The organism is Aeromonas sp. 6P, assembly GCF_051919525.1.
GTDB lineage: Bacteria > Pseudomonadota > Gammaproteobacteria > Enterobacterales > Aeromonadaceae > Aeromonas > Aeromonas veronii.
This window is the reverse complement of record NZ_JBQBEO010000002.1, coordinates 2,572,754-2,590,642: the sequence shown is the minus strand read 5'-3', so window position 1 is coordinate 2,590,642 and position 17,889 is coordinate 2,572,754. Positions and strand designations below refer to the sequence as shown.

Here is a 17,889-nt window from a genome sequence, read left to right as displayed (position 1 = left end):
TGGCGTGTAGTCACACCGCGGTTATACGCCATCTCAGTCGTCTAAAAACGGGATATAAAAAAACCGGCACGTGAGTGCCGGTTTTTCATTGCGAACTTACGCAGGAGCGGGGTTATACCACGCCCTGGGTGCGCAGGTAATCCTCGTACGTGCCGCCGAAGTCGCGGATGCCATCTTCGGTCAGTTCCAGGATACGGGTCGCCAGGGAGGAGACGAACTCGCGGTCGTGGGAGACGAAGATCAGGGTCCCCTGGTAGAGCTCCAGTGCCATGTTCAAGGATTCGATGGATTCCATGTCCAGGTGGTTGGTCGGCTTATCCATGATCAGGATATTGGGGCGCTGCATCATCAGCTTGCCGAACAGCATGCGACCCTGTTCACCACCGGAGAGCACCTTGACCGGCTTCTTGATGTCGTCCTGAGAGAAGAGCAGACGGCCCAGTATGGAGCGTACAGCCTGCTCGTCTTCGTTCTCCTGTTTCCACTGGGCCATCCAGTCGAACACGTTGAGATCAGTGTCGAAGTCTTCGGCGTGATCCTGAGCGTAGTAACCGATCTGGGCGTTCTCGGACCACTTGATGGTGCCGGTATCCGGAGCCAGTGCACCGACAAGGGTCTTGATCAGGGTAGACTTACCGATACCGTTGGTACCCAGAATGGCGACCTTTTCGCCCACTTCCATCATCATGTTGAGGCCCTTGAACAGGGGACCGTCGCCATACCCCTTGGATACACCTTCCACTTCCAGGATGTTGCGATAGAGCTTTTTGTCCTGCTCGAAGCGGATGAAGGGGTTCTGGCGGCTGGAGACCTTGACGTCCTCAATCTTGATCTTGTCGATCTGCTTGAGGCGGGAGGTCGCCTGGCTGGACTTGGATGCGTTGGCACTGAAACGGGAGACGAAGGATTGCAGATCGGCGATCTGGGCCTTCTTCTTGGCGTTGTCGGCCAGCAGACGCTCGCGCGCCTGAGTGGCGGCCAGCATGTAGTCATCGTAGTTGCCCGGGTAGACGCGCAGCTCGCCGTAGTCCAGATCCGCCATATGGGTACAGACGGAGTTCAGGAAGTGACGGTCGTGAGAGATGATGATCATGGTGCTTTCACGTTCGTTGAGCACCTGCTCCAGCCAGCGAATGGTGTTGATATCCAGGTTGTTGGTCGGTTCGTCCAGCAACAGGATGTCGGGGTTGGAGAACAGCGCCTGTGCCAGCAGCACCCGCAGTTTCCAGCCCGGGGCCACTTCGCTCATCGGGCCGTTGTGCTGCTCGATGGGAATACCGGCACCCAGCAGCAGTTCACCTGCGCGGGACTCGGCGGTATAGCCGTCATACTCGGCGACCAGACCTTCCAGCTCGGCGGCCTTCATGTAGTCGTCGTCGGTCGCTTCGAGGTTGGCGTAGATGGCATCGCGCTCGGCGATGGCCGCCCACAGCTCGGTGTGACCCATCATGACCACGTCCAGTACGCGCATATCTTCGTAGGCGAACTGATCCTGACGCAGCTTACCGATGCGCTCGTTGACGTCCAGGCTCACATTACCGCCAGTGGGCTCCAGATCACCGCCGAGGATCTTCATAAAGGTGGACTTGCCACAGCCGTTGGCGCCGATAAGGCCATAGCGGTTGCCGCCGCCAAACTTGACGTTGATGTTCTCAAACAGTGGCTTGGCGCCGAACTGCATGGTGATGTTGTTGCTACTTAACAAGGTATGTGTCCCGATTGGTCTGTCAAATGGCGCGCATTATGGCACAGATCCCCCGAAAGTTTTAGCTAGAAGTGTGATCTTGATCGGGGCAAGCGGGGCGTGCAGCCGATTGATGGGCAATAAAAAAAGCCGGCATGAAGCCGGCTTGGAAGTATGAACTTGATCTGTTAGTGGGAGGTGGCACCAGAGGCACCCAGCCCAGTCTGGGAGCGAACGAACTGCGGCAGGAACTTGGCGTGTTCGTCGGCGGCGTTCTGGGAGCTGTCAGTGATGGAGAAGAACCAGATCCCGACGAAGGCCAACCCCATGGAGAAGAGGGCAGGGTATTCGTAGGGGAAGATGGCCTGGGCATGGCCCAGCACTTTCACCCACACGGTCGGGCCCAGAATCATCAGGGTTACGGCGCTCACCAGTCCCAGCCAGCCGCCGTAGACGGCGCCACGGGTGGTCAGGCGTGACCAGAACATGGAGAGGAACAGCACCGGGAAGTTGCAGCTGGCGGCGATGGAGAAGGCCAGACCGACCATGAAGGCGATGTTCTGCTTCTCGAACAGGATCCCCAGACCAATGGCAACCACACCCAGCACCAGAGTCGTCATCTTGGAGACACGCAGTTCATCGGTCTCGTTGGCCTTGCCCTTCTTCAACACGCTGGCATAGAGGTCATGGGAGACCGCAGAGGCTCCCGCCAGGGTCAATCCGGCAACTACCGCCAGAATGGTGGCAAATGCCACGGCGGAGATGAAGCCGAGGAACAGGCTGCCACCGACCGCATTGGCCAGATGGACTGCCGCCATGTTGGTGCCGCCCAGCAGGGCGCCGGTGGCGTCCTTGAAGGCCGGGTTGGTGCTCACCAGCAGGATGGCGCCAAAGCCGATGATGAAGGTGAGAATGTAGAAGTAGCCGATAAAGCCGGTGGCGTAGAACACCGATTTACGCGCCTCTTTGGCATCGCTCACGGTGAAGAAACGCATCAGGATATGGGGCAGACCGGCGGTGCCGAACATCAATGCCAGACCGAGCGAGATGGCGGAGATGGGATCAGCAACCAGGCCACCCGGGCTCATGATGGCGATCCCTTTCTCGTGCACCTTGACCGCTTCGCTAAACAGGGCACCGATATCGAAGTTGACCGATTTCATGACCATGATGGCCATGAAGCTGGCACCGGAGAGCAGCATCACTGCCTTGATGATCTGCACCCAGGTGGTGGCCAGCATGCCGCCAAACAGCACGTAGAGCACCATCAGGATACCGACCAGCACTACTGCCACATGGTATTGCAGGCCAAACAGCAGCTCGATCAGCTTGCCGGCACCGACCATCTGGGCGATCAGGTAGAGGGCGACCACCACCAGCGAACCACAGGCTGAGAGGGTACGCACTTCAGTCTGCTTGAGACGATAGGAGGCGACATCGGCAAAGGTATATTTGCCGAGGTTGCGCAGTCGCTCGGCGATCAGGAACAGAATGATGGGCCAGCCCACCAGAAAACCGATGGAGTAAATCAGACCATCGTAGCCGGAGGTGTAGACCAGCGCGGAGATCCCGAGGAAGGAGGCGGCGGACATATAGTCACCGGCGATGGCCAGACCGTTCTGGAAGCCGGTGATACGGCCACCGGCCGCATAGTAGTCGGAAGCCGAGCGGTTGCGCTTGGAGGCCCAGTAGGTGATGAACAGGGTTGCGGCCACAAACACCAGAAACATCACGATGGCGGCGACATTAAGGGGCTGACGCTCCACGGCGCCAGAGATTGCATCGGCCGCCAGCAGGGGAGAGGAGGCCAGTGAGGTCAACAGCAGCAACTTGCCTTTCATGATTGCACCCCTTTGAGGATCTTCTGGTTCAGTTCATCAAACTCGCCGTTGGCGCGAAAGACATAGACGCCGGTCAACACGAAGGAGGAGAGGATCAAACCTACCCCGACAGGAATGCCGCGAGTAATGGTCGACCCTTCGCTCAAGGGGGTGCCGAGCCAACCGGGGGCAAAGGCGATGAGCAGAATAAACGCCAGGTAGAGTCCCAGCATCAGAGCCGAGAGGGCCCAGGCAAAACGCTGGCGCTTGGCGACCAGCTCCTGGAAGTTGGGATCTTGCTGGATCCTCAGATAGCTTTGCTGTTCCATTGCAGTTCTCCATGACATGAGTGTCAGCGGTGGATGGGGTAACCCCGACGAGCAGGCAACCTGCTCATGTAAGCAAAATGTGAATTAAATGTTATTTGTCGACAATTAGACTTTGGGATAAGTGAGCGGCGAGCCGCAGGTCAGGTGCAGATAGATGAGCGCGGCCGTGGTGGCATCGGCAAGGGCATCGTGGGCGGGCAGTGGGGGCAGCGCCAAGTGACGGCAGATGGCACTCAAGTGGAGGTCAATCGCAGCATCGGGGTAGCGGCGATAGAGGTGGTCGTGATAGAGCTGGCTCACCTCGATCCCTCGCTGGGGCAGGGTCAATCCCCACAATTTCTGGCAGGCGAGATTGAGAATGCGCAGATCGTAGGCGATGTGATAGCCCACCAGTTCACGGGGGCCGATAAAGTGAAGCAGCAGGCGCAGCGCGGCTTCCAGCTCCATTCCCTGTTGCAGATCCTGATGGCGCAGACCGTGGATCACCACAGATTGGCTGGTCAGGCTGGCCGGTGGCTGTACCTTGATGGCGAGGGCCTCGCCGGTCAGCAGCCGGTTACCCTGAATGCGCACCGCCCCGATGGAGACGATCTCGGCCTGCTCGGGATCGAGACTGGTGGTCTCGAAGTCGAGGGCGACCTGTTCATCTTTCGGTGGGATGGCAAAGAGCGGCGCGAACTCGCCCGTTCGGAACGCGCGGCCATACCAGTAGCGTCGAACACGGCTCAACATGGCTATTGTCTCAGACGAAAGTGCAAGGTGAGCCACTGCTGGAACTTCTTCACCTGATGCAGCGCCTGACGCAACAGATCCCGCTCGCTGTGGCTGAGCTCGCTTGTCTGCACCCGACTATTGCCCCCCTTGAGCTGGCTGCGCAGCCTCAGCCGGATAAAGAGCCGGAACGCCTCCGCCAGATTGCTGCCATAGTCGGCACTGAGCCGATCGGCGGCCACCAGCGCATCAATACGCCCCAGGGTTGAAGTCTCCAGAATGCCTGCTTCAAGGGCCAGCATGCGGATACCGTGAACCAGTGGGAACAGGCCGCCCCGCTTGAGATCCAGCCCTTCCGGTGGCTGCTCCAGCCGGCCAAACAGGGTGAGGGGGGCATGAAAGGCCACTGCCGGTCGCACCATCTCCGCCAGCAGGTCCCGTCTGTCGGCCAACTGCTCGCGCAGCGCTCTGGCAACCGGCAGATGGAGCTGTCGATCCCCCGCGATGGGGTGAGCATCGGCCAGGGTGGCGAGCCAGAGCAGCTCATCCTCTTTTGCCGTGGTGCAGGCGCTGGCAATGGCGCTTTGCCACTCGCAGCCTGTTTTTACCCAGGCCGGATTGTTCACCATCACCTGCCCGGGGCAGAGGGGGTAGCCGAGCCGCTCCAGCAGGGCGCTGAATTCGACCAGATCGGCTATCTGGGTGGGCCATGTCAGCCCCTCTGGCAGGATCAGGGCGTTGTCCTGATCGGTTTTGAGGATCTGCTCGCCGCGCCCCTCCGAGCCCAGCATCAGCAGGCAGACGTTATTCTGCACCTCGGGGGGGATCACCAGCGCAAAGGCTTTGGCGATCAGCTGTTCGTTGATGGTGGCGATGAGCTTCATCAAAAAGGCGGTGTGGATCCCCTGGGCAAACAGCGAGCGGGTCAATTGCTGCTGCTCGCGGGCGACCGCCTCCAGCGCCGGCAGGCTGTCGGCGCGGGCGATACGCAACGTCAGCACGTGGGAGTGGGTCGAGAAGAGCCCGAGCACCTGAGTCAGTTGCAAGATGCCCGCCACCTCGTTGCCGCGCCACACCACTAGTCGCTTGATGCGATGGCGGGTCATCAGCAGCAGGGCATCAAACAGATAGCTCTCCAGCGGCAGACCAATCAGCGGCGTGGGGGTCAGCACCGAGAGGGGGGCCGTCAGCGGCAATCCCTTGAGGGTCAGGGCGTGGAGCAAGGTCTTGCGGGTTGCCAGCGTGTGGGAGCCGTCGTGGGCGGGGTAGAGCAGGCAATCGGTCCCCTTGCTCACCATGGCTTCGGTGGCCGCCAGTAGTGACAGCTTGCTATCGACGATAAGCGGTGCCTGCAGGTGGCCCGGTTCGATGCGGGTCAGGATAAACTCCGCCAGATTCTTCTGCCCCAGTTGTTCGCGTTGCTCCTGCTGGCGCTGGCGCTCGGCCAGATTGGCGGTGAAGTAGCTGGCAAACTGCGAGTCCTGCTCACAGAGCGCCAGAAAGGTGTGGCGAGGAATGAGCTGGCAGAGGCTATCTTCCAGCGCGGTGAAGCGGTGGCGGCAGCGGCCGTCAAATTGGGCGCGCACGTCGAACAGATCATCGACCCCGTAATCACCAAACTGGTGGTGAGGAGCAGACTCTTCCACGGCTCCCTTGATGATGAGATAGAGGCCGGGAGGCTCGTCCCCCTCCTTGAGCAGCAGATCCCCGGCCCGAAAATAGCAGAGCGAGAGGTGACGGGAGAGCCGCTCGCGCGCCTCCTCGCCCAGTCGGTCGAACGGTGGTCTGGCAAAATTGAACAGGGTTGACATGACAGCGTCCTCTGCTGGCTTGCGGCACTCATGCAGCTCCCAGTGTGACAAAGGGAGGGGGAGGCGACCAGCCGACTTTAGTCTCAGCTGTACCGCCTGTTCACACTCTGATAACGTGGTGGTATGACCAGTGAGTCAGTTTCAGGGATCAAGGAGAGGACAAGGGAGATGGAAAAACCAAGGATCAAGTGCGAGATCCACGACGGGATTGCCGAAGTGATGCTGACGCGGGGGGACAAACTCAATGCGCTGGACAGAGCCATGTTCAGCGCCATCGACGAGACGCTGACGCAGCTCGCCCGGCACAAGGGGCTGCGGGCGGTGATCCTGCACGGCGAGGGGCGGGCCTTCTGCGCCGGGCTGGATGTGAAATCCATGCTGAGACAGCCGGTGGCGGCGCTTGATATTCTCAAGCGTGAAGCAGACGAAGCGACCAATCTGGCCCAGCGGGTCGCCTATGGCTGGCATCAGCTGCCTGTGCCGGTGATTGCGGTGACCCAGGGAGTCTGTTTTGGCGGTGGCTTGCAGATTGCGCTCGGCGCCGATTTTCGCTTCAGCACCCCCGATTGCCGCTTCTCGGTGATGGAGATCAAGTGGGGCATCATCCCCGATATGAGTGGCAGCGTCACTATGCGCAATCTGATGGGGGTGGATACCGCCATGGAGCTGGCCATGAGCGGGCGTGAGCTGGATGCCGTCGAGGCCAAATCCCTCGGGCTGGTGAGCCGGGTCTGCGCGGATCCGCTGGTGGAGGCGCGGGAGTTTGCCCGCACCCTTATCACCAAATCGCCGGATGCACTGGCGGGGATCAAGCAGCTTTACAGCCAGGCCTGGGCCCGCAGTGACGAGGCGATGCTCAAAGAGGAGACTCGGCTGCAAAAGCAGATCCTGGGGCGACCCAATCAGTGGCGGGCCACCCTTAACAGCCTGTTTCGCTGGCGGCTGCCCTTCGGGCCGCGCCGCAATCCGCTCTGACTGCGAGCTGCACGAGCGATCTACGGTATGCCCGATTACCTGGGCGGCCTGCAGTCGGCTCTGCTTAACCAGGATGCCACCCTGTTTCGGCGCAAATACTTCCTCAACGGCGCCCACATGGGCTTCATCTTCTACGCCACCGACCCGAACATGGACGACGACACCGAAGAGGAGATGAAGGAGATGATTGCGAGCAGCAAGGGGGTGGGGAATTTCCGCTCCATGTTCGTCAACATCCCGGACGGCAAGCCCGATGGCATCAAGCTGATACCAGTGGGCGATATCGCCACCAAAGACGAGTTCGCAGCCATCAAGGGGATCACCGCCCAGGATGTGCTGACATCCCACCGCTTTCCAGCGGCGCTGGCCGGCATCATTCCGACCAATGGCGGGGGAGGGCTTGGGGATCCCGAGAAATACGATGCCACCTATGCCCGCAACGAGGTGCTACCGCTGTGTGAGCTTATCCAGGATGCCATCAACAGTGCGGGACTTCCGTCTCCCTGCGGGTCGATTTTCGGGAGAATATCGGTTCAACTGTATAAACAAACAGTGTTTGCTGTGGCAAGATAGGCTGTTGATTTGGATAGAAAAGGGGGCGTAATGCGGGTTTATTGCAAAGTGTGTGGCCAGCGGGGCCGTATTACCAAGACCAACCGACTGAGCGATGATGTCTCAGATCTCTATTGCCAGTGCACCGATGCTGAGTGTGGCCACAGCTGGGTGGCTACCCTGTCGTTCGCCCACACCCTAAGCCCGTCAGCAAAGACCACCAACCAGCTGGTGCTCAGCTTGATGGGCTCGCTGACGCCCGAGGGACGGCAGTTGGTGTTGAAAGGACTAGGGGCGCAATAGCCCCCCCATTACCTGTCCACTTTGTGAGTCGATTTGTAGTGGTCTAGTCATCCCATCCAGCAGCACAACACCGCAGACCGAGTACCGATTCTACACAGAGAAGTGAATGTTAGTTTTGGTAGGCTGCATAAGCTAGATCCTAAATGGAAGGTCCCCGTAAGCCCATATGAGAGTGCCGGCTACAACTAACAAGAGAGAGATGACATCCTTTTTGCTTTTTGCCGTAATCATATTGTGTATGCGTTTGATGAAATCTCGTGAATCCCAACCTTCTTGGGCCATGGCGCGCATGCTGATGCCTTGTCCAGACTCTGAGCTTGTTTTTGTTGGAATATTGTTGATTTCATTTTCAAACGCTTGTGCCCATGAGTTGGCAATTTTTTGATATTGAAACCAAACGCTTGCGATAGTTATCAAAGCACCTGAGCGCTGGAACCAATACTTGTCGTTAGGGAAGGCAAGGTCTGTATAGAGCGATACAGCAGTGATAGAAAAATCAAAGTTAACCCGCAGATTGAGCGCCACTCATCACGAATACAATTCAGAAGCATAGTAATTACCTGAATAAAGTTTTTCTTACAAATAGATACGGCGTCAGCAGGTGTTCTGTAAGCAGAATCAATAGGGGGCCTCTTCCTGTGACATCTCAGACTTTCTGGGCGTTGTCAGTTCTGGCTGCGACCTCACGCAGTTTGTCGTATGTATTAAGGTTCACCTTTCGTTTTTACCAGCATATGTTATTGATTAATTTGAAAAATAAATCATGGCATATCAATAGTGGGGGCGTGTGGGTTCGCTGTAAAAAAATGGGCCCATGAGGACCCACTTTTAGTCAGCCTATCAGTTTCAGATCGGCCTTGCGACGTTCTTTCAGCGAGTCGTAGAAGTTTTCATGAGGGCCAATGCTCAGCAGATAGAGCTGCAGCTCTGCTTCTTTCCAAGAGTAGCCTAGTAGTACCAACTGCCCATTGAGCTTAAATTTGTGCACTCGGAGGTATGACAAGTCCCCTTTCTTCTGCTCCCCTATCTCGGGGTCGTCAATGACCCGTTCGATCTCGTCTTCCACTGCTTTTAACTCATCATCAGAAAGTTTTTTGAGTTGTTTGGTAAACTTGCTTGACTCAAAAACCTCAATCTCGTTTTGTTCTTCTGACATAGCGGGTTACTTGCCCTTCTTTGACTTGCTCCGCAGCAAGCATTACGTCTTTGATGAAGCTGAAAGGAAGGTCCGGGTTGTCTTCAACCATGCGGCCGATCTTGGACCAATACTCAATCTGCTTTGGCAAAGAACGATGTGCTGCAGACGCGTGAATCTTCACGTCGGCGATGAAATCATCGTCTAAGCGTACTGTTTGAGCCATTTTTATGTCCTAGATTTAAGTATTTAAGTATTTGAGTATTTGAGTATTTAAGTATTTAAGTATTTAAGTATTTAAGTATTTAAGTATTTAAGTATTTAAGTATTTAAGTATTTCGATTGACTCGCAGTTAGTATACCTCAAGGTTTTCTCTTTGCAACAAATTGTCGCGTTTTGATGTGCTTTCCTAGGGGGATAAGTAGCTATGCTTGGTTACAACCTGACGGCATTACCTTTGACTATACTGCTTGGCAGCTCTTCAGGTGCAGCATGTCCAACCCTTCCAGTACTCTCCACATCTCGGACTGATAGGGCTCGGGCAGCATCTCGATCCAGCGGTGCGCCCCAGCGTGACCTTGTGCCTGGTAGACCTTGCCGCACAGCTCAACCAGCATCGGCCAGTCCGGATCGTCTTCCGGTACCGCGAACTCATCCGGCTGGTCCAGTTCGGTTGGTGGTTGGCCATATGCTATCCAATCTGGTTCGTTTGGTAACGATCGGCACGACTGTACCTGTCCATTCTCCAGCCACAGTGTGAAACCATCCTCCCTTACGCTGGCACCTGACCGTAATCGGTCGATGGAGAAGGGCGATAACCCCCATTGTTCCCTCATGATCTGGTCTGCGAAGGTATCAGGAGCCGGTAGCGTACAGTTATTGTCAGAGCTCCAAGGTGCCGGGCTGTCGCCCGTCTTAACCCCAACCCCTCTCGCTGCAGCCTCGGCGGCTTTCCTGGCTTCATGGGTACCGGCAGGCACAATTTCCCATCCTTGCAGGCGGGTCTTGATGCCCAGGCGGGCAGAGGTCAGGCCCATCAGGCGCTTGATGTCTTCGCCATAGCTGTTGGCTTGCTCCTCAATGAGGTGGGCCAGCTTGATGGGGTGTTCGGCACGGGTGGCCAGTGCGCCGCCCATGGCATGCAGGTAGCAGCGAAAGATGCCGTTATCTGCGGCAAAGGGTGAGCCTCGCACACGCGAAATCCATAAACGGGGGCGTTCCACCGCTTGAGAGCGGCCCTGGCGCGGCTCCTTGATATTTCATCAGATGATAACTTATGCCCACTTTGCACCGGATTATCTTAATGATGCGGTCCGCTTTAACCCGCTGGAAAATCATCTTAAACCAGCTTGATCTGCCTCGAGAATGGGCCGAAAAAAGTGTCCACATTTTGCCAATTTTGGTGTCTTTTCACGTCCCAAAGTGTCCCCTTGCGCGGCGCTTAACTCCTTGGTTTTAATGTAAGTTTTTGAAATTAAATAAATAAAAATGGCAGCCGAGGCTGCCATTTTTATTGATGTCTTATGTCGTTCTGGTTCAGGAGGTCTTGCGATCCTGATCCGGCTCGAACTGATGGCCTGATTTCTCCAGTTCCAGGTTCTCTTCGGAGCGCTTGCCCACCCAGTAATCGGCGTTCTTGATGCCGAGCTTCTCCGGGTGGAATACGGGGTCAATCCCTTGTGCCTGCTGCGCTTCATAATCCTTCAGACAGGTGAAGGCGGTTTTTTGCAGCAGCAGAATGGCGATGATGTTGAGCCATGCCATCAGGCCAACCCCGATATCACCCATGCCCCACGCCAGATCTGCAGTCTTGACGGTGCCGTAGACGGTGGCAGCCATCAGCGCAATCTTCAGCAAGAAGGTGAGCCAGGGGCGATTTATCTTGCGGTTGATGTAGGCGATGTTGGTTTCGGCGATGTAGTAGTAGGCAACGATGGTGGTGAACGCGAAGAAGAACAGCGCGATGGCCACGAAAATGCTGCCAAAGCCCGGCATCATGCTCTCCATGGCGGTCTGCACATAGCCCGGGCCTGCTGCGATACCGGCAATACCCGTGTAGATGGCGGCGCCGTCCGGCCCTTGTACGTTATAGAGGCCGGTGATCAGCAACATAAAGCCGGTGGCGGAGCAGACGAACAGGGTGTCGATATAGACGGAGAACGCCTGCACCAGACCCTGCTTGGCCGGGTGGCTCACTGCCGCAGCAGAGGAGGCGTGCGGTCCGGTACCCTGACCCGCTTCGTTGGAGTAGACCCCGCGTTTTACCCCCCACATGATGGCCAGACCCAGAATGGCACCGAAACCGGCATCCAGACCGAAGGCACTCTTCCAGATCAGCAGGATCACGCCCGGCAGTTGACCGATATTGAGGGCGATGATGACGCAAGCCACGATGATGTAGCCCAGCGCCATAAAGGGCACCACGGTACTGGCGAAGCTGGCGATACGCTTGACGCCGCCGAAGATAATAAAGCCGAGCAGCAGCGCCAAACCGGCGGCGGTGACGTTCGGATCGATATTAAAGGCGGTCTGCAGGCTGGAGCCGATGGAGTTGGCCTGCACGCCCGGCAGCAGTACGCCGCAGGCGAAGACGGTCGCGATGGCGAAGGTCCAGGCGTACCACTTCATGCCAAGCCCTTTCTCGATGTAGAAGGCCGGGCCGCCGCGGTATTCACCGTTGATCTTCTCTTTGTAAACCTGACCCAGAGTGGACTCCACGAAGGCTGAGCTGGCGCCGAGGAAGGCGACCATCCACATCCAGAACAGGGCGCCCGGGCCACCGAAGGTGATGGCGGTGGCCACACCGGCGATGTTACCGGTACCCACACGACCGGCCAGGGTCATGGCCAGCGCCTGGAAGGAGGAGACACCGGCATCGGTGCTCTTGCCATCAAACATCAGGCGCACCATCTCTTTGATATGACGCAGTTGCAAAAAACGGGTGCGCAGGGAGAAGTAAAGACCGACCCCCAGACACAGGTAGATGAGCGCAGGGCTCCAGATTACACCATTGATGGCATTGACGATTTCATTCATGTACAACAACTCCTTTGTTGTGTTTGTGGCGCTGTCTTGGCGAGATCTTGGCCTCGCTCTCTGTCACTGTTTTCGGCCCTGTTTGTTAACAATCCAGTTAACAAATGAGCGCGAGGTTGAGGGGTTAAGCAGAGCGCAAACACGCGCCATGCATGGCTTGTAACATATCGAGTTGTATCGGTGCTTCCCAGCGAAAAATGTTGCCTTGTTGCAAATTTGTGAATTGACAAGGGTGGGGGGATAATGGCAGGCAGCGTTTTCTATGAGTAAAGATGAGATCCTCCTTGTTGATCTGCGCCGGACAATGTGACGGGCGTAACACTATGGAAAGCAAACATAAGGCCAACAATGAAAAATGACCCTGAGACGTTGACGATCCGTCCCCCTGAGGCCGACGACGGGAGCGCAATCGCCCACCTGTTCACCCAATTGGGGTATCCTGCCGAAGGCGCTGACGTGACGGAGCGCCTGTTGGCGCCGGATCCCGCGAGCGTTGTGCTGCTCGCATCCCTGGCCGACAAGGTGGTCGGCGTGCTGGTGTGGCACAAGCTGGCACCCCTGCATGTTGCACCAGCTTGGGGCCTGATCTCGGCGCTGGTTGTCGATGAAGGGGCAAGAGGGGCGGGAGTGGGCGCAGCCTTGCTCAAAGGAGCAGAAGCGATGGCGCGGGCCGCAGGTTGCGCCCAGCTGGAGCTTTCCAGCAGTCTCAAGCGCGAGGCGGCCCACCGTTTCTATCTGGCGCAGGATTATCAGGAGCGGCCGAAACGGTTCGTTAAACTGTTGTGACCTGTTGTTTGCATCAAAAGAAGGAGTAGGCGTGCTGGGATGGTTCAAATGGCTGGGTGGTCGCCCGCAAACGTCCATGAGTGAGGATGAGTTGGCACTGTGGCGTCAGGCGCTGGCGGCTGTGCCCATCTTGCAAGGGCTCAGCGACACCGAGCAGACGACGCTTATCGGCTTGGGGCAACAGCTGCTCAAGCGCAAGACCCTGACCCTGATCGGGGTCGAGCTCAGCCCCCGCCAACAGGCGGTGCTGGCGCTGCAGGCTGCGTTGCCCATCTTGCACCTCGGCCTTGACTGGTATCGCGGCTTTCACGAAATCATCATTATTCCCGAGCCCGTGACCCGGCGCCAGGAGGTACAGGATGAGTTCGGGCTGGTGAGCGAGTTTGAAGAGGAGAACGCCGGCGAATCCTGGCCGCAAGGGCCGCTGGTGCTGGCCTGGAGCGAACTGCAGCAAGATGGCGACTGGGACGGCTTTAATCTGGTGATCCACGAGCTGGCTCACAAGCTCGATATGCTGGGCGGTGAGGCGGACGGTACGCCCCCGTTGTCGGGGCTGATGAGCAGCCAGCTCTGGCAACAGGCCTTTCAGAGCGCCTTCGATGCGCTCTGCCAGCAGCTCGACCGGGACGAAGTGACCGATATCGATCCCTATGCTGCTGAACATCCCGCCGAATTTTTTGCTGTCAGCTGTGAGTGCTTCTTTACCGATCCGCTGCGGCTGCAGCAGGTCTATCCCGCGGTATACCGGCAACTGAGTCAGTTCTTTAGTCAGGATCCCGCGCAGCGTTTTCCCGCGACCCGCTTGCTGGCGGGGGAGGTGGACGTCAAGTCACTGAGCTGATAACCGATCTGTTGAACGGTTATTCGAGATAGCAAAAAGGCACCCGAGGGTGCCTTTTTTACAATCTGAATGGGTTGCCTATCAGGCTGCGGCTTTCAGCTGTACGGCGGCGGCTTTCTTGTGATCGCCGATCGGCATCACGGTGCGGCCGAACTGCTCGTTGATCACGGTGGCCATCGCCAGGTAGATGGCGCTGGCGCCACAGATGATGCCTTCGAAACCGGCGATGGTGCCGATCAGGGTGCTGCCGGTGAAGTCACGGGCGGCCAGCAGGAAGAACAGCACTGTCAGGGAGGCGAACACGAACTGCTTGGCGCGCGGGTAGTTGATGGTGCCAACCAGCATGAACAGGGTGAACATGCCCCACATCAGCAGATACCAACCCATGTAGGCGTGCGGAGTCGCTTCGGCCAGACCCATGGTCGGCATGATCAGCAGGAACACCAGGCTCAGCCAGAACAGGCCGTAGGAGGTGAATGCGGTCACACCGAAGGTGTTGCCACGTTTGTACTCCATGATGCCAGCGATGATCTGGGCGATGCCGCCGTAGCACAGGCCCATGGCCAGGATCATGGCGCTGATGGGGAAGAAACCTGCGTTATGGATGTTCAGCAGGATGGTGGTCATACCGAAACCCATCAGACCCAGAGGGGCAGGGTTGGCCAATTTTTCGCTCACGTGGCGTTCTCCAAAAATAGAGGTGGGGGTTAACAAAAGACGCGCGATTTTAGGCAGGCTGTGGCGAGCCCGCAAGGGGGCAAGGGGGATAAATCGTAAAAAAACTACGTGATTATTTGCATCAGAGGCCAAATGCTCACCAGGACAGGCTATTTGGTGAGCAAAAGGTGTCAAAATAGTTGAGGGGTTGTATTTTTATTACGCATTTGCGCAGTGCGGCGGCGTCACTGATCCAGTGTCAGGATCACTTTGGCTTCCTTGTCTTCTTCTTTGACCTGGCTGTCGAGCACGAACAGCCGCTCCGGGGCGATCCCCTGGCTGTCGACCAGAAACTCCTTGGTATTTTGCGCCCGGCGCATGGCGAGATTGCGCAGGGATTTGGCGGTGATGAGCTGCTGATCCCGCAGCAGGATCACCGCCTGGGCCCGCAGTGCCGCGCTCTCTTCATCCAGATGGAGGCGATCGGCCAGATCTTCCAGATCTTCGCCAAAGCGCTCTTCATAGGCCTGGGCCAGCGCCTCTTGCAGGGCGGGGTCCTGTTCCAGCAGGTCGAGATCCGCTTGATTGCCGGTGAGCTTGGCCAGTACCCGTTCCAGCTTTTGCCGTTGCAGGATAGGGCGCTCCTCGTTGAAGTTGACCTTGCCGCGAATGTTCATGCTGAGCTTGGGTCTATCCTTGAGGGCCTGCGCCAGTTTGACCAGTTTCTCCTGCTGGGTGGGGGTGAGATCGGGATCCCCCGGCAGGAAGGGAAGTTCGTCGAGATCTTCGGTGCCATCGGCCAGCGAGGCGAGCAGCGAGAAGGGGGAGGTGATCGCCTTGCTCAGTGTGTTGCCCAGCACATCCCAGAAGATATTGCCGATGCTGAAGTCCGGTTGATCGAGATCCCCCTTCACCTTGAGGTTCATCTGTATCACCCCGTTGGCATCGCTTAGCAGGGCGATGGCCAGCCCCAGTGGCAGATCCTTGGCCTGATCGCTCTTGATCTTCTCGCCCAGTTGCAGCTTCTTGATGGTGATGTCGTTATCCCCCTCCAGCCGGTTGCCCTCCAGCTTGTAGTGCAGCTTCATGGAGAGCTGCCCCTTGTCGATGGCATAACCGGCATAGGTGCCCGAATAGGGGGTAAAGGTGGTGAGCTCCAGATTGTGGAAAGCGACCGCGATGTCGAGGATCGGGTTGGCGACCAGCAGGTTGGTACCGCCGCGAATGGTCACTGGCGCATAGCGATCCACCTTGCCATTGAAGGCGAGATCGGAGCGTTGCCCCGGAATATTGCTGATATGGCGGCTCTGGCCGCCCAGCGAGGCGATATCGGCCACAAAATCCTGACTCAGGCTGCGGTCGGCAAAGCGCAGGTTGCCCTGCTCGGTGCGCAGCTGATCGATGGTGAAACGAAAGTCAGGAGCCTTGCTGCCTGCCGTCGCGTGAGTACTTTTGGTTGCCGCCGGCTGCGGTAACAGCAGCTGTTGCAGGTTGGTGGTGCCATCTTCGTTGATCTCGATGCGAGCGAAGGGCTTGTTCAGAGCAATGTCCTTGATCCGCATCTGCTGGCTGATGCCGTCGTACGTCAGACCGGTGAGAGCCAGGGTGTTGAACTCCAGCAGCCGCTGATTGTCTGCCCGATCGACTACTTTGAGTCCGTTGATATCGAGCCCCCCTTGCAGGGTCAGCTTGCTGAGATCTCCCTGGGCGGTGGTGGCGAGATCAAGGCGGGTCTTGCTGCTCAGCAGCCCGTTTTGCACCTTGATGCGTACCAGATCGGCCAGATAGGGCTGTGCCAGCGTCAGGGGCAGCCCCTGCTGGTTGATGTCGCCGCTTAAGGTGAAAGGAGTCAGGGTCAGTTGGCCATCAAAGGCGAGGGGGCTGCTCTGGTTGAACTGGGTGGCCAGAGTCAGTTTGCTCGGTTGCTCCCCCTTGCTGCCCAGTGGCCCCAACGCCAGCTTGAGGCCGGAGAGCTGGCGTGCCTGCGGTTTGCCGCTGCTCGATTCGGTGAGAGTGAGATCGCCCTTGTCGATAAGGATCTGCTTGATCTGCCACTGCCAGGGTTTGTCTGCCCCGTGTTTCTTGCCGTTATCGGCTGTTTTTGCTTGTTGTGCCGACTTGGGCGCCGCATTGTTGGCCACCTCGTTTGCGGCGTGGGCCCCTTTGACGGGCTTGGCGGGGGCCTGTTCAATCAGCAATTCAGCCAGATCCAGCTCCTGCTGTGGGTTGAGGGTGGCCTTGAGCAGGGGCTGTTGCAGGGTCACCTTGCCGATCTGAAGCGAATGTTTCTGGCCATCGACAGCCAGATCGCTAAGGGCCAACTGGCCGAAGCGGGCAAATTCGTCGCCCTTGTGTTTTTTAAGCTGCCAGTTGTCCAGCGTCAGCTTGCCTTTGGACAATTGCCAAAGCACCCCTTGCTTGCCCTCTTTAAGCTGGTACTGCACCTCTGCATTGGCGTGGCCCTTGGCCAGATCCAGCTTGAGATAGGGTGCCCAGAGCGGGGCGAAGGGTTTCAGCTCGACCTGCTTGAGGCTCACCTTACCCTGACCCATGCCGCTCATCACATCGAGTTTGCCATGAGCGGCGAGGCTGCTTTTGCCGTTGATGGCGGCGCTCAGCTGATAGGCGGTCGGGTGATTTACTTCGGTGCGCAGGTTATCGAGCTTGAGGGTCACTTTTTCCAGATTGAGGGGCGGCAACCAGCCGGGTTCGCTCTCCTTGCGCTGATCCTGATAGCGCACATGGCCGTCAGTGACATTGACACTTGCAATATCGACCAGCAGCGGGGCGCTGGCTGTTTCGGGCTCGGGGGAGGGGGCGAGCAGGGTCGCCAGCGCATCGGTCAGATTGAGTCGAACCTCCCCTTTTTTGTCTGTCAGCCGTTGCAGCTGCACCACGGGGTTGGTCAGGGTGACTGCGGAAAGCACGACCCCTTTCTGCTGCCAGCTGGCTTGCAGGTTTGGGGTGATAAAGAGCTGCTCAAAACGGATGATAGGCTGCTGTTTGGCATCGAGCAGGGCAGTCGCGCCGAGGGTGAGAGAAGGGTTGCGCAGCCCTACGTCAATCTCCCCCAGCGTCAGTTGCAGGCCGTAGTGCTCGGCCAGCCAGCCGGGCAGATAGCGCTGGACCAGACGGGGGGTTTGCCACAGCAGCAGGGTGATCAGGATAAGAAGCAGCAGAAAAGCGTAGGCAAGGTAGCGCAGCAAGCGGAGCTTGGGGGACGCGGGCTCGGTGGTGTTCATTTGGTG

Annotated in this window: 15 protein-coding genes and 2 pseudogenes; 5 read left to right on the top strand and 12 right to left on the bottom strand. The window is 57.8% G+C overall.

What is annotated here, in order from left to right:
- Window positions 1–112 precede the first annotated feature (112 nt).
- The 5 genes from ACTG2J_RS12095 to ACTG2J_RS12075 form a co-directional block, all read right to left on the bottom strand.
- Window positions 113–1,705, bottom strand: coding sequence for an ABC-F family ATPase (locus ACTG2J_RS12095; RefSeq protein ID WP_439997527.1), 1,593 nt, complete (start codon window positions 1,703–1,705; stop codon window positions 113–115).
- Between the two features lie 167 nt (window positions 1,706–1,872).
- Window positions 1,873–3,525, bottom strand: coding sequence for a cation acetate symporter (locus ACTG2J_RS12090; protein ID WP_335848737.1), 1,653 nt, complete (start codon window positions 3,523–3,525; stop codon window positions 1,873–1,875).
- Window positions 3,522–3,833: a DUF485 domain-containing protein gene (locus ACTG2J_RS12085; protein WP_040068110.1), complete on the bottom strand. Its 312-nt coding sequence runs from the start codon at window positions 3,831–3,833 to the stop codon at window positions 3,522–3,524. Before ACTG2J_RS12085 ends, ACTG2J_RS12090 begins: the two co-directional genes overlap by 4 nt.
- A 105-nt stretch (window positions 3,834–3,938) precedes the next feature.
- Complete coding sequence (locus tag ACTG2J_RS12080; RefSeq protein ID WP_439997526.1) at window positions 3,939–4,565, bottom strand: 3'-5' exonuclease; 627 nt, start codon at window positions 4,563–4,565, stop codon at window positions 3,939–3,941.
- A 2-nt stretch (window positions 4,566–4,567) separates the two neighbouring features.
- Window positions 4,568–6,355, bottom strand: a complete 1,788-nt coding sequence (locus ACTG2J_RS12075) for a putative nucleotidyltransferase substrate binding domain-containing protein (protein WP_439997525.1) — start codon at window positions 6,353–6,355, stop codon at window positions 4,568–4,570.
- A 168-nt stretch (window positions 6,356–6,523) separates the two neighbouring features.
- On the opposite strand from ACTG2J_RS12075, the gene ACTG2J_RS12070 reads away from it, so the two are divergent.
- From ACTG2J_RS12070 to ACTG2J_RS12060, 3 genes and pseudogenes are all read left to right on the top strand, one after another.
- Window positions 6,524–7,330: a crotonase/enoyl-CoA hydratase family protein gene (locus ACTG2J_RS12070; RefSeq protein ID WP_107683096.1), complete on the top strand. Its 807-nt coding sequence runs from the start codon at window positions 6,524–6,526 to the stop codon at window positions 7,328–7,330.
- Window positions 7,331–7,348: 18 nt separating this feature from the next.
- Window positions 7,349–7,875, top strand: a pseudogene (locus tag ACTG2J_RS12065) (phage portal protein); the annotation flags it as partial.
- Between the two features lie 58 nt (window positions 7,876–7,933).
- A complete protein-coding gene (locus ACTG2J_RS12060) occupies window positions 7,934–8,185 on the top strand; it encodes an ogr/Delta-like zinc finger family protein (protein ID WP_042067783.1) in 252 nt (83 codons plus the stop codon).
- 132 nt (window positions 8,186–8,317) lie between these two features.
- Here ACTG2J_RS12060 and ACTG2J_RS12055 read toward each other — a convergent pair whose 3' ends face one another.
- The 5 genes and pseudogenes from ACTG2J_RS12055 to ACTG2J_RS12035 form a co-directional block, all read right to left on the bottom strand.
- The gene (locus ACTG2J_RS12055; RefSeq protein ID WP_439997524.1) at window positions 8,318–8,710 is read right to left on the bottom strand and encodes a hypothetical protein; all 393 of its coding nucleotides are present in this window, start codon (window positions 8,708–8,710) and stop codon (window positions 8,318–8,320) included.
- Between the two features lie 307 nt (window positions 8,711–9,017).
- Window positions 9,018–9,341 carry a type II toxin-antitoxin system RelE/ParE family toxin gene (locus ACTG2J_RS12050; RefSeq protein WP_113739399.1) on the bottom strand — a complete coding sequence of 108 codons (324 nt, stop codon included), beginning with the start codon at window positions 9,339–9,341 and terminating at the stop codon, window positions 9,018–9,020.
- Window positions 9,316–9,546: a TA system antitoxin ParD family protein gene (locus ACTG2J_RS12045; RefSeq protein ID WP_005308760.1), complete on the bottom strand. Its 231-nt coding sequence runs from the start codon at window positions 9,544–9,546 to the stop codon at window positions 9,316–9,318. The genes ACTG2J_RS12050 and ACTG2J_RS12045 overlap by 26 nt, the downstream gene beginning before the upstream one ends.
- Before the next feature lie 236 nt (window positions 9,547–9,782).
- Window positions 9,783–10,499 (bottom strand): annotated as a pseudogene (locus ACTG2J_RS12040) (replication endonuclease); the annotation flags it as partial.
- 358 nt (window positions 10,500–10,857) lie between these two features.
- Complete coding sequence (locus tag ACTG2J_RS12035) at window positions 10,858–12,357, bottom strand: alanine/glycine:cation symporter family protein (RefSeq protein WP_005336959.1); 1,500 nt, start codon at window positions 12,355–12,357, stop codon at window positions 10,858–10,860.
- A gap of 348 nt (window positions 12,358–12,705) precedes the next feature.
- Here ACTG2J_RS12035 and ACTG2J_RS12030 point away from each other — a divergent pair, with 348 nt between their 5' ends.
- Window positions 12,706–13,143, top strand: coding sequence for a GNAT family N-acetyltransferase (locus tag ACTG2J_RS12030; RefSeq protein WP_113739400.1), 438 nt, complete (start codon window positions 12,706–12,708; stop codon window positions 13,141–13,143).
- Window positions 13,144–13,219: 76 nt separating this feature from the next.
- Complete coding sequence (locus tag ACTG2J_RS12025) at window positions 13,220–13,984, top strand: zinc-dependent peptidase (RefSeq protein WP_234923091.1); 765 nt, start codon at window positions 13,220–13,222, stop codon at window positions 13,982–13,984.
- Between the two features lie 81 nt (window positions 13,985–14,065).
- On the opposite strand, the gene ACTG2J_RS12020 is transcribed toward ACTG2J_RS12025, so the two are convergent.
- Together ACTG2J_RS12020 and ACTG2J_RS12015 are read right to left on the bottom strand one after the other, a co-directional pair.
- Complete coding sequence (locus tag ACTG2J_RS12020) at window positions 14,066–14,662, bottom strand: acetate uptake transporter (RefSeq protein ID WP_005336948.1); 597 nt, start codon at window positions 14,660–14,662, stop codon at window positions 14,066–14,068.
- A gap of 224 nt (window positions 14,663–14,886) precedes the next feature.
- A complete protein-coding gene (locus ACTG2J_RS12015) occupies window positions 14,887–17,883 on the bottom strand; it encodes a DUF748 domain-containing protein (RefSeq protein WP_113739402.1) in 2,997 nt (998 codons plus the stop codon).
- Window positions 17,884–17,889: the final 6 nt, after the last annotated feature.

Excerpts from the sequence above, each read along its gene's own strand:
- ACTG2J_RS12060 (WP_042067783.1), top strand. The coding sequence starts at position 7,934 with ATGCGGGTTTATTGCAAAGTGTGTGGCCAGCGGGGCCGTATTACCAAG.
- ACTG2J_RS12085 (WP_040068110.1), bottom strand. The coding sequence starts at position 3,833 with ATGGAACAGCAAAGCTATCTGAGGATCCAGCAAGATCCCAACTTCCAG.
- ACTG2J_RS12050 (WP_113739399.1), bottom strand. The coding sequence starts at position 9,341 with ATGTCAGAAGAACAAAACGAGATTGAGGTTTTTGAGTCAAGCAAGTTT.
- ACTG2J_RS12045 (WP_005308760.1), bottom strand. The coding sequence starts at position 9,546 with ATGGCTCAAACAGTACGCTTAGACGATGATTTCATCGCCGACGTGAAG.
- ACTG2J_RS12025 (WP_234923091.1), top strand. The coding sequence starts at position 13,220 with ATGAGTGAGGATGAGTTGGCACTGTGGCGTCAGGCGCTGGCGGCTGTG.
- ACTG2J_RS12030 (WP_113739400.1), top strand. The coding sequence starts at position 12,706 with ATGAAAAATGACCCTGAGACGTTGACGATCCGTCCCCCTGAGGCCGAC.
- ACTG2J_RS12080 (WP_439997526.1), bottom strand. The coding sequence starts at position 4,565 with ATGTTGAGCCGTGTTCGACGCTACTGGTATGGCCGCGCGTTCCGAACG.
- ACTG2J_RS12035 (WP_005336959.1), bottom strand. The coding sequence starts at position 12,357 with ATGAATGAAATCGTCAATGCCATCAATGGTGTAATCTGGAGCCCTGCG.
- ACTG2J_RS12070 (WP_107683096.1), top strand. The coding sequence starts at position 6,524 with ATGGAAAAACCAAGGATCAAGTGCGAGATCCACGACGGGATTGCCGAA.
- ACTG2J_RS12090 (WP_335848737.1), bottom strand. The coding sequence starts at position 3,525 with ATGAAAGGCAAGTTGCTGCTGTTGACCTCACTGGCCTCCTCTCCCCTG.
- ACTG2J_RS12075 (WP_439997525.1), bottom strand. The coding sequence starts at position 6,355 with ATGTCAACCCTGTTCAATTTTGCCAGACCACCGTTCGACCGACTGGGC.
- ACTG2J_RS12015 (WP_113739402.1), bottom strand. The coding sequence starts at position 17,883 with ATGAACACCACCGAGCCCGCGTCCCCCAAGCTCCGCTTGCTGCGCTAC.